Source organism: Pseudoalteromonas sp. J2K-J031, assembly GCF_058197095.2.
On sequence record NZ_CM200279.1, the window covers coordinates 3,278,002 to 3,290,192 of the forward strand.

General features: G+C 36.6%; 10 protein-coding genes. All 10 read right to left on the bottom strand.

Annotated elements, in window-relative coordinates; genetic code table 11:
* A complete protein-coding gene (gene rfbB, locus AC3KZC_RS14975; protein ID WP_490577717.1) occupies window positions 1–1,080 on the bottom strand; it encodes a dTDP-glucose 4,6-dehydratase in 1,080 nt (359 codons plus the stop codon).
* Window positions 1,081–1,192: 112 nt separating this feature from the next.
* Window positions 1,193–1,927, bottom strand: a complete 735-nt coding sequence (locus tag AC3KZC_RS14980) for a WecB/TagA/CpsF family glycosyltransferase (protein WP_490577718.1) — start codon at window positions 1,925–1,927, stop codon at window positions 1,193–1,195.
* A complete protein-coding gene (locus AC3KZC_RS14985) occupies window positions 1,908–2,837 on the bottom strand; it encodes a glycosyltransferase (protein WP_490577719.1) in 930 nt (309 codons plus the stop codon). The genes AC3KZC_RS14980 and AC3KZC_RS14985 overlap by 20 nt, the downstream gene beginning before the upstream one ends.
* Before the next feature lie 179 nt (window positions 2,838–3,016).
* Complete coding sequence (locus tag AC3KZC_RS14990) at window positions 3,017–4,204, bottom strand: glycosyltransferase family 4 protein (RefSeq protein ID WP_490577720.1); 1,188 nt, start codon at window positions 4,202–4,204, stop codon at window positions 3,017–3,019.
* A 2-nt stretch (window positions 4,205–4,206) separates the two neighbouring features.
* Complete coding sequence (locus AC3KZC_RS14995) at window positions 4,207–4,791, bottom strand: sulfotransferase family 2 domain-containing protein (RefSeq protein ID WP_490577721.1); 585 nt, start codon at window positions 4,789–4,791, stop codon at window positions 4,207–4,209.
* A 71-nt stretch (window positions 4,792–4,862) separates the two neighbouring features.
* Window positions 4,863–5,747, bottom strand: a complete 885-nt coding sequence (locus AC3KZC_RS15000) for a glycosyl transferase (RefSeq protein ID WP_490577722.1) — start codon at window positions 5,745–5,747, stop codon at window positions 4,863–4,865.
* A 23-nt stretch (window positions 5,748–5,770) separates the two neighbouring features.
* Window positions 5,771–7,051 (bottom strand): oligosaccharide flippase family protein, encoded by a 1,281-nt coding sequence (locus AC3KZC_RS15005; protein ID WP_490577723.1) that lies wholly within the window; start codon window positions 7,049–7,051, stop codon window positions 5,771–5,773.
* 9 nt (window positions 7,052–7,060) lie between these two features.
* On the bottom strand, window positions 7,061–8,038 hold the full coding sequence (locus tag AC3KZC_RS15010; RefSeq protein WP_490577724.1) for a sulfotransferase family protein: 978 nt from the start codon (window positions 8,036–8,038) through the stop codon (window positions 7,061–7,063).
* 81 nt (window positions 8,039–8,119) lie between these two features.
* Window positions 8,120–9,838, bottom strand: a complete 1,719-nt coding sequence (locus AC3KZC_RS15015) for a Slr4 family S-layer protein (RefSeq protein ID WP_490577725.1) — start codon at window positions 9,836–9,838, stop codon at window positions 8,120–8,122.
* A gap of 276 nt (window positions 9,839–10,114) precedes the next feature.
* Window positions 10,115–12,166, bottom strand: coding sequence for a type II secretion system protein GspD (locus tag AC3KZC_RS15020; protein WP_490577726.1), 2,052 nt, complete (start codon window positions 12,164–12,166; stop codon window positions 10,115–10,117).
* Window positions 12,167–12,191: the final 25 nt, after the last annotated feature.

A 12,191-nucleotide genomic window follows, 5' to 3' on the forward strand; every position in this document is an offset into this window, starting at 1 on the left:
TTAACCCTCTAATCCTAATCGTTGACCAGCATACGAGCCATCTAATACACGGCTCCACCATGCTTGATTATCTAAATACCATTGCACCGTTTTACGAATACCACTTTCAAAAGACTCTTCAGGAGTCCAACCTAATTCATTGGCAATTTTAGTGGCATCAATGGCATAACGCACATCATGGCCGGGCCTGTCTTTAACGTAAGTAATTAATCCTGCAAAACCTTGCTCGCTGCCACTTGCTTTTGAATGAGGGTTACTTGGCACTAACTCTTCAAGTAACGCGCAAATAGTGTTAACCACATCAATATTTGCCTTTTCATTATGGCCACCAATATTGTAGGTTTCACCAACAACACCTTGCGTTGCGACTAAGTACAGTGCTCGTGCGTGATCTTCAACGTACAACCAATCTCTAATTTGTAACCCATTACCATAAACAGGAAGTGCTTTACCTTCAAGTGCATTTAAAATCATCAATGGAATTAGTTTTTCAGGAAAATGATAGGGTCCATAGTTATTAGAGCAGTTTGTTACTAACGTTGGTAAACCATAAGTGCGAAGCCATGCACGCACTAAATGATCACTGGCCGCTTTTGATGCCGAATACGGAGAGCTTGGTGCGTAGGCCGTTATTTCAGTAAATAAATCTTCAGGCCCTTCTAAATCACCATAGACCTCATCGGTCGATATATGATGAAAGCGAAAACGAGCTTGACGAACGGCATCTAAAGCCAGCCAATACTGGCGCGCAGCTTCAAGTAACGTATAAGTGCCTATAATATTCGTACCAATAAACTCCGCAGGCCCATCTATCGAGCGGTCAACATGACTTTCCGCTGCCAAATGCATAATAATGTCAGGCTGATGCTGCTCCAACACACGTTGAATCGCTACAGCATCACAAATATCAACCTGTTCAAAGCTGTAACGTTCACTTTGTGCAATCGACTCTAAAGACTCTAAATTTCCTGCGTAGGTTAATTTATCCACGTTAACAACTGAATCTTCAGTGTTATTAATAACATGGCGAATTACAGCAGAACCAATAAAACCAGCACCACCAGTAACTAAAATTTTCATTTAGAATCCCTATAAACCTAATAACAGCCAAATTGGCCAATAAACTGTTGAAATACAAACCAAGCTATGAATTTTACTCTAAATTTGACATAAAAAAGACCATTTATTTTAATTAATGGCCCTTACTTTTAGTAAAAAAATCAGCGAGAACTTTAAATACAAACTTGGGATAATCAAAAAACAACCTTTTAGCTACATACGAGTTAGTTAATGCACGATACAACCAACGTAAATTAAAGCGATTAATAAAATGCGGATAGTATTCTAACCGCTCAGAGCTTTGATGTAAAAATCCACCACACGTATAAACTTGCTTGATTTTACCTTGCTGAAATTGCTTTAACTTTACAGCAAATTCGTCTTGGCGCGGCGTCCCCATACCACAAATCACATATTGAGCACCGCTATCAACTACAGCCTGCATCACAGCGCCATCATCACTGAAATAACCATCGCGATAACCCACAATATTTAAATTAGGGTATTCTTTTTTAAAAATCGCAACTGCATTGTTTATCTCAGCCTCTTTAGCACCCAATAAATAAATAGGGAACTTATGCTGATTTGCCTGCTCAAAAAAATGGCGCGCATACGAGCCTAAATCAAAACTTATCCGAGGAATTTTTTTTGAAAACAACATCGAAAATATTTTTGCTGAAGAAATTGCATCGGTGTACAAACAATCTAAGTCAGCTATTAACTGGCGATTATTTCTTAGCAATAAATATGAGTATGGGTTTACAAAGCTAATAGCTTGAGTTTCACGCACTTCTTCAGATTCAATAGTGGCAGCTAATTGCTTATAAATATCAGGGGATGATTTAACTTTATCTAAAATTTCGTGCATAACCATAAAACCTAGCAATTAACCACTTTGGCAAAATTAATAAACCAAAAGCGATAACTCTATATTTATCCCAAATTAATTTATCGTTATTAACTAACAAATCAAATGCTTGCGAACGCTCACCAGCTATTAAATTATTTTTAATGCAACTCATCACACTTAAATGAATCAGCTTTTGCAAACTTTCTTTCAAATGACTCGGAACAGCATGACTTGTCAATAAACTACAAAATAAATCAACATGAGGAGAAAGTAATAACCGTTGCTGAAAATGACGTGTACTATCGGAAGCCAACAAATCATATACAACACTGATATCTGAGTGATATGCAATGTCTGCCTTACACGCTAAAGCGCCCCAAACAGCTTGATCTTCGCCTATTTTAATCGACTCAGGAAACCCGCCAACAGATAATAACAAGGCTTTATTAATACACACTGAAGAAGCCGTAACAGGTAAATCAACATTACAGCAAGCCGCAAAGTAATCATGAATAATGCCAGATCCTACAGGTAAATAAGGATTTTTTATTTTAACAAGCGCATCATCTTTAAAAAATTCATAAGCTGTGCAAAACATTCCAGCATCAGGAAAAGCCACTTTCACTTGCTTAATATTTGAAATAAATTGAGGATACCAATAATCATCTGCATCTAAAAAGGCAACATAATCTGACTTTGCTTGAGCCAAACCTGCATTACGCGCTTTAGACACACCACAGTTTTGTTGGCTAATTAGAGTAACCTTGTCAGCAAAATGCTTTTGTACAAGCTCCCCCCCACCATCGGTCGACCCATCATCTACAACGATAATTTCAAATACTGATTTTGATTGGCTCAAAATTGACTCTATCGCGCGAACAATATACTTAGATTTATTATAAAGAGGTACGACAACAGAGATTTGCATATCAAATATTAAGCCTGAATAAAACCCTAAAAAAGCCTAGAGACATTTTAATTTTAAGAACGGTAAAAATATAACTAACAACATAACTCTCAAATTAAAAAGCCCATATCAGACCAAACAATAACTGATAACCCAAAAACCAGTTCATTTTAAATTAATTTCAAATGAACTCAACTAGTTTAACGATTATTACACTCAATCAACTTATTAGCTAAAACCACCCAATTGTAGTGTGCAGCAACTATCTTTCTTGATTCTTGCGATAACAGTCTCATTGTTTGTTCGTCATCACCAAGGTTTAAAATAGCCGACGCTAACTTTTCTCCTGATAACTCATCAACAAAGACAGCTTCTGACTCTGATAATATTTCAGCAGTAGCCGTTTCAACCCCCGACTTAACACTAAAAGCAATCACAGGCAATCCGGCAGCCATAGCTTCCAAAATAGTTTGTCCAAACGGCTCGTAAATTGAACTCATTATAAATAGGTCCGCAGCTGCGTAATAATTCTCAGTATCGAACCTAACGCCTGCAAATGTCACCAAACTAGTTAGTTTATGCTCAGTCACATAATCTGTATATTGCTTTAGCTCATCACCACTACCAACAATAACTAAATGGTGATTATCCAAATAACCTAGTGCCTCCAAAGCAAACCGAATTCCTTTAGCCCGAACAAATCGTCCAACAATTAATAAGATCACTTTATCTTGAGGCAAATTCAGCTGTTCCCTTAATGCTCTTTTTTCTGACTTATTAGCGGGTGAAAAACGCTCGCATTCAACACCTGGTTTTAAAATAAAAGCCACCTTACCAATAGAGCTCTTAATTTGATTTTGCATTGATAAACTAAACACAAATAATTTATCTGCCCAAAATAATGCTAACTTTTGTAACGCAAGATCTAACCAAAAGCTGACCGCTGATTTAAAGGCGTTTCTTTTCTTGAATGACATGTTTTTATTGGAGTTTTGCCGACCAACTTCGCCCGGCACTAAATAAACAACATTTTTTAACCCCACCAACTTAGCTAAAATAGTATTTGTATGAAAGCGACTAATAGTCAATTCTGGTTGGGTCACGCGTTTAATTTTGTAAAGTATTCTTAATGCATTCAATTGTCTTTTGAAAAAGCAAAAAGGCTTCAAGTATTTTGAAGCTAATTGATAACTCGCATATCGATGTATTTTAATACCATCGACCTCTTCAAATTTAGGCAGTATGTCATCATTAACCAAATTGACATCACTCACTACTAAGTCAACGTCAAACCCTAACTTTACGTAACTTTTGGCTAAATATAATAATGAATTCTCTACCCCCCCAATATTCGGAAAGTAAGCATTACTAGTTATTAAAATTGCCATATTTAACTCGTCGTCAGATTATAATTAAAAAGTGTGTAATCTAAATGATAAAGTGCTTTCACCTTTTCAGTAGCTTGCGCACTTAATAATATTTCAACATCAGGTTTAGTTGTTTGATTTTCACAAGGTAACGATAAGTTTAGGCCTAGCAAATCATTTAGCCTCAGCCAGTCACTTTCAAGGTTTTCATATTTCAGTAATAAATCGACTTGTTTGTTATAATGGCGATCAAAAACAAAAACATATTGCGGCATAAACAAAATTTGAATCATTAAAAAGTCATGGTCGAGCACATTCAATATAAAACTTTCAAAATCAGTTGAGTTTTTTTGTATTTCATCTTTTAGTAAAAGATCGGAAGAAGTTCGGTTACCCCCTTTTATCGCATAGTTATAAGCAGAATAAAGCCGACTTAGCGGCTCTCTTACAATCGCAAACTTGGTATACTTTTCAAAAAAATAGCCATTTGATTCATAAAAATCATACCATTTAGCATGCTTTCGATAACCTTTATCTTTAAATGCCCTTAATACACTTGTGCCCGCATTTTTAGGAATATGAACAAAAATGCATTTATGCTTATGCATAAATAGCTTAAATGGGTAATAAGGCAGGGGAATTCGGTGAACAAGGGTCAATAAAATTTTTTTTATTATTTTCATATTTCTATCATGAAGTACTTTGTTACGGCTTTTAATTGATTATCATTATTTAGCAAATTATGTTGCCATAGCCCTCTGTGAGCAGTTTTGGGTATTTGAAAATAATCATCTATGTCGCGTGGATGTGAAACTAATTGAGTACCCGTATTGTTTAAACAAGCCATTACTTTAAACCAAATATCATCAGCATACGGGCAAAGCTCTGTAAATAGCTCGCGCTTGTATACATCCTGATGAAGTGAACGTGGTGGATATAAAACTCCCCCAATACCTACTGGAAATAAATCTATCGTTTTTTCACTAAAACTCAAATCTTTCTCCCATAGCTTATAAGGTAATATATCACCATTTTTATCTCTAGTTATTCTGTGTGCTCGATGACAGATAACATTAGTTGGTGAGTTCAAATGAGCCAGATAAAGCATTTCTAATTGTGAATTAGGATAAATAACATCATCATCAAATGTAACAATAACCTTATCAGGATAAAGTTCGAGTGTCGGTATTAATTTTTTATAAGATCGAATGTCAGCACAATATTTAATTTCCAAACCAAAAGGTATTAAATCAGTGAGCGTACTTGGTAATTTATCTATAGTAGGTTCATCATCAGCAAGCCACAATATTAATTTTTCAGGTGTAATTGTTTGGTTTAAAAGACTTAAGATAGTGAGATGGACGGTATCTAATCTATCGCTGTATGATGTTAACGATACCAACAAATCAACCTTTTTTCGGTTGTTAGTGAAGCGCCCTAAGCTAATATTGGCATATAAGTCAGTCACTAGCTCAAGCTGGTGTTGCAGTTTTTTATTTAACGAATAAAGGCGCTTAATTTTTAAAAGCCAGCGAAATATAAAAAAACGCTCAAGCACTCGCATAAATAACTCTCTTTTGTTGGTTATCATTCAACTGGTCTACTTTTCTGATATATAAAACAGTAAACAGCAATTAACCCCGCAATATTAAATGTTATTAAATTAAAGGTCATCACATAAGCCGCGCCGAGCACACCATTTAAAGGCACAAAAATATATAATAAAACAATCGTTAAAATAGCATGAGCAATTGAGTTTGTACGGTGGAATTTTTCATACCCAGCCATCACTAAAATTGTCACCACAGAACCACAAGATAAATTAACTACCTGACCAAACGCTAAAATAATCAGCAACCGCGCAGCTTCGACATATCCATCACCAAAAATAAGAACCATATCACTAGCAAAAAACACAATCAGCGCAAAACCAATCCCCCCCAACAACATCAATATCCGACTAGAAAGTTGGGCAAGCGATTTTAAACGCGTAATGTCTTTATTCTTGTACAAGGTGGCATATTTAGACGCCATCATTGCATTAACAACAAGTAATGGATAACCCATTACAAGTGATATCTTCAAAGCGACATTAAAAATAGCGACATCAGTAACGCTCGAAAATTTTGCTAATATTAAAATGGCACATTGCTGTGAAACTAACGCTGCAAATGCGCTAACAAACAAAGTACGACTCACTTTAAATATCAGCTTTTTATCCTTTTGGTCACATTTAATATACCCTTGGCCTAACAATACAAATTTATTTGAGACGACAAACAAGCTCAATAACAACGAAATAGCAGCACAAAATACAAAAATCAAAACAGCTGTTTCGGCCTGTGCAACACCAAAAATGAGTAAATAACCAACTACGCCACTTTGGGTAATTAAACCGCTAAAGATCAAACTCCAACCAGCTTCACCACGCCCTTTTAAAACACTACTATTCAATGCAAGATAGGATTGAAAAATAGCGAATAAAAACATCAAATAGAATAATGAATTACCAATTTTAGCCTTATGAAAAAAATCAATTATTGAATCAAATGTAATATAAAAAATAACGAGAGTTGCAAGGTTAGAATATATAAATAAACAGAAAAAATATCGATAAAGCCCAGATAATTGTGCTTCTTTATATTGAGCAAAAAATCGCACTACTGCATTTTCATAACCGAATTTAGCAGTTGCAGTCATAAACATCACAACCGTCATAATAACACTGAGCAAACCAAATTCATCAATCGATAGCATTCGGGCAAGTAATACATAGGCTATCAGTGATAAACCAGCAATTGCCAACTTTATGCCCATCAATACAGATGCTGATTTTAAAACCTTTAAATATTGAAACATATTATCCATTGAAATACGTTATTTAAGCCTATTAAACCACAAATCCATTACAGGCCTTTCAATCAACGCATCGAGCCCCTGTAATTGGGTATAAAAATAGTTATCAAGAAACTCTCTTGTTGCCTTATTCATTGGAGGAACTTTTTTTTCAATCAAGGGATTGAGCAGCCTATACACTTTATTAAATCCATCACTGATTAAATGTTTTTTATCTTGCGCTAAACCAAAATGCTGTTGATAAGCTCTATTTGAAACACCCCTAAATAGTCGATTTTTAATGATATCTAAACCAATAAATCGCGGCACTTTACCTTTGTTGGCATGGATTGAATATGCACTCGTGGGTAACAGTGCAGCATCTACGTTAATAAACTCACAAATTGATTTTATTGTACTAATAGGCTGCTGTGTTAATTCATCAAACAATACTATTTTAATTTGCTCTTTAGGGATATGCCGATAAAGCACCTCAAGCTGCTGTTTATATTGGCTGCGAGCTAATAATAAGTGCGGTAAATATTCAATGGTTTTTTCAAAACTAAATATTGCTTTGCCTGCTTTTAGCATATGCCAATAATGCGAATACACACGGTCTGTAGGCTGCCTTAAAATTACTATTAATTTTATCGCTTTGTGCTGCATTGCAATACGCTTAATGGCACGCTCTGATGCTAAATAGGTGGTAGAATCTTCACCTTTAATCACTTTAGCGTGTGGTGCACTAAATTTGTTTAAATACCACTGCCAATAATGCGCTTTATTTTGCTCAATGCGATGCTGCTGCCAGTGTTGTTGCGTAAAACATGAAAAGTCAGGGTGTTCAAGCACATCATCCATGTCAAAAAAAAACACTTCATTATCGGGTAAAAACACATCAGGATGACAATTTAGAGTGTAATGCAAGCTGGTTGTGCCCGTCTTCATCGCCCCTACAATCATAAAGTCAGGTAATTTTTCGGGTGTATCACAAACCCAATCAGGTGCAACCTTATTCATTTTCACTCTTTATTATTTTTGACTCATCAATAAAAAAGCGAGCCTAAGCTCGCTTTTTAATCAACAATTAAATTATTTTAATTATTTAGCAGAACCATGCTTACCGAAAGTACCTACGAAACCGCGGTCATTTTCGTCTTTAACACGGAAACCAGCATACACAGTTACATCATCAGATGGTACATTTGTAGTGATTTCAATTGCTGCTTTACCAGATACTTTACCTGATTTAGTTTTGATTGCATTGATCACTAAGTCACGGATGTCTTTAACACCACGGCTAGATTGACCAACTACACCAGCAGAAATCCAATTAGAATCAACACCTTCAAGCATATAACGCACTGTGATATCACCAGTTTGAACACCCGTGTTAGTGTGGCGCATAATTACCGCTGTGTTGTCATCAAACGGCATGTAAGGAATTGTTACTACAGAACCATTTAATTTCCACTCACCGGCATCAACAGCTGAAGTTGCTGTCATGTTGATTGTGTTTGGAGATGCTGTGGCATCGTTAACAACTGCTGCGATAGTATACTTTTGCTCGTTAATAACTGGGTTTGTCGCTGATTTACCAGGAACAACTAACTTCACACCCCACGTACCATGTGCGGTAGCTGTAGTTACTTTAGCTGTTAATGTTTTTTGGTCTGATGATAACGTTACAGAACCAGGAGTAACAGCATAAGTTGCACCTGCATCGCTAGACATAAACGCACCTAAGTGAGTTGCAATCTCAGCATTTGTTACAGCAACGTTATCGTTAGATGTATTAGCAACGGAAGCTAACCAAGAGAAATCACCTGTTAACGTAAAGGTAATAGCCTGAGCAGTTACTAGGTTGTCTGTTGCATCTCTTTTCACTTCAATCAACATAGTATCTGTTTTAGCAACAAACGCATCACCATCATTATCATCATTTGCAACTGCGCTTCCGCCAGTTGCAGTGAATAAGTTTTTACGATCTTCACTTACATCGATGATACCGTCGAATTTACGTTTTACTGTAGCTGAGTACTGAGGTACTAATTCATGAATTTTTGTAGCATCAATAATATCGTACTTTGTACCTGATGTATTTGTAGCAAATGTATCGATAGATACGTTTGAACCAGACGTTAAACCAGTAGTGTTTAACTTAACACCAGCAAGAGTTAAAATCGCATTACCAGGAATATCTGCTGTAGCATCAACCGTGAAACGTACTGTTGTAGCTGTGATATCAAGTAAAACGATGTTAGCACCAGATGCCGTTGTTGAAAGTGTTGGAATCACAGAAGGGTCAATTTTAGCACCCGTGAAGTTAATTGTGATTGTATCTTCTTTACGGTATCCACCTAAACCAGCTACGATTGCAGCACCAACGGTAACAGTACCTTTTTGCTCAACAGGACTTTTAGCTGAAGAAGCTGAGACTACAGTTTTAAGTGCAACTTTACATGCATCATTTGCAGTCATTGTAACTTTTTCATTTGCATAGAACAAACCAAGATCTGTACCAGAAATAACAGATACATCATCGTCATTTGATGCTGCAACATTAGTAAAACCATTAGCGACTAAGTCACCAGTTAAATTCGTTGCTGCAACCTCACAGTTACCTGCTGTTGATAAAACATTGCCAGCAGCACCTGCGATAACACCAAGAGCCTCACCAGCAAGACCAGCGCCACCATTACCAATAGTAAAGTTTGCGTTTGTTGCAGCTGTATTTGTAGCAGTTGAATAAATTGCACCCGCTTGAGCACCAAATGCAGCACCGGCTACAGAAAGGGCTAGTAGAGTTTTTTTGAACATGTTTCCATTCTCCAAGTTTCATGAAACTAAAATAATGTCATCATTATTTTAATATTTACTTTTGTTATTTTACTTAGGCCGTCACCTAAGTAACAACCAAACAACGATAGTTTAAGTACAATTTTATTTTTTTGTCAATACACGGCTTTTAAATACACAATTAAAGTATATTTAAAGCTATGTTTTAAATAAAAACAAAACGCCTTACAACCTACCTTTGTAAGCCTTCGTGATATTACTTAACTTTATTAAGTAATTCAATTAATAATCTAAATTTTAATGAATTGTTAACTCAGTTAGGTTGCTCTTAAACATTTCAAGCAGCGCTTGCCACTCATCAGCAGACTCAATCACCCGAGGGGTAACAAAAATCACCAACTCGGTTTTATCGCCACCGCTTGTTTGTGCCTTAAATAAGTTACCAATAATAGGAATTGAGCCAAACAAGGGCACGCTTGATTCTTTATCGCTGCGATTTTCGCTAATTAAGCCACCTAAAACAATGGTTTGTGCACTTTTGGCGATCACTTCGGTTTTTATAGTCCGTTCAAAGACACTTGGATTACCCGCAACCGTTGAGCCCGATTGCACTTGGTTTGATATTTTTTGGTCAATGTCCATCACTATCACTCCTTGCGCATTCACTGTTGGAGTCACCTTCAACTCTACACCCGTTTTACGGTATTCAATTTTAGTCGTTTGTCTGTCGCCATTGATTGGGTCAGACGCTGTTTCGCCGATAATTGGGATATCCGTTCCAACATTAATTGAGGCACTCACACCATCGCGCACCACCAAGGTGGGGCGTGATAGTATATTGACCAAACTGTTTGTTTGTAGCATATTCATTGCCAGCTGGCCATTTTGGCCTTTTAGCAAATACGATAAGCCACCAAAGCCGTCGCCCATAAATGCACCGGTGGTTGATAAACCGTAATTGCCATTATTAAAGGCATATTCAACACCTAGTTTAAACTCATCCGTTAAACTCACCTCTGCAATTAACACCTCTAGCATCACTTGTTTTGGTTGTATATCAAGCCGTTTAACTAAAGGCAGTAATTTTTGATATTCTTCACCTGTCGTATAAAAAATCAAACTGTTTGCTCGCTCATCCACCACCATTTTCATGCGTTCAGATGATGCTGAACGCGCTGTATTAGTGGCTTTTGATGCACTATTGTTTTCGTTACTTAACGAGGTTTGATTGCTAATTGAACTTGACCCATCGGTAATTAATGCTTCTAAACTTGTGCCTAAATCAGTTGCGCGAGAGTATTGCGGCACATAAATAAAGTATTGCTTTTCAAGTGTCATTATCGGTTTATCTATTTTTTGCGCCCAAAACACCGCTCGGTCAATCACTGACATTGAGTTAGCAAAAAAAACCAGTGTACCTTGCTGATTTAACTCAACCACTGAAATAGCAGTCTTAAAATTGCCTTGCTTACCAAGATCTAAGCCCTCTTGTTTAAGAAGTTCTTCTAATTTATTAATTAAATCTCCGGTCGATAAATAAGTAGCTTTAAATAATCCTATTTGCCGATTAAGCATGGCTGGCCTATCCATCAACTGCACGAACTCTAAAGCACGAATAATTTCGGCGCGTTTACCTTGAATAATTAAAGCACTACGGTCGGTATCTGGATTAATTTTCACCCCTAATAATTGCCTAATGGTGTTGGCAAGTGAAATTTGCATGCCATATTCAAACGGCACCATTTGCACAATTTCGGCAGAGGTGTTTGGTACGTCAGCTACATTTTTACCATAACCATACACAATTTCAGATTTTGCAGATTGTTCTGTATCTTTATGTACGTAATAAATTTTATCTTCTAGCCGAATAATGTAGCCTCGCTGTGCTAAAAGCTCACTTGTAAGGGTGAATAGCTTTTTTTCGCTGACGGTGCTTTGTAAATTTAATGTTACTGTTTGCGTATCAGTATTGAGTTGCTCGTCGAGCACGTAGCTCACTTTTAATAAGTCGCCCAATACAAGGTGTAGTAAACTTTTTAACTCTAGCTTATCTGCGGTGAGTGACACCTCTTTCGTGTCGCTAAAATTATCAAGTAAATCTGGGGTGTTGTTATTTGAAGAAACCTGGTGTTGCATTGATGGAACGCTTTCGTAACGTTCAGGAGTAACCTCAACTGTTTTTTTGGCTTTTGCCTGCGTCACAGTGCCATCAGTTGCTGTACTAATTGTTAGCTTATTTTCTAAAAAAGATGGGCTAACTTTGTATTTGCTATTTTGAGTTGAAGTTGCGCAGCCATTTAGCAAAATGATGCACATCATACTTAGTGTGGTTTTTTTAAAGCAATTCATATCACTCGATACTTACATTTATTAC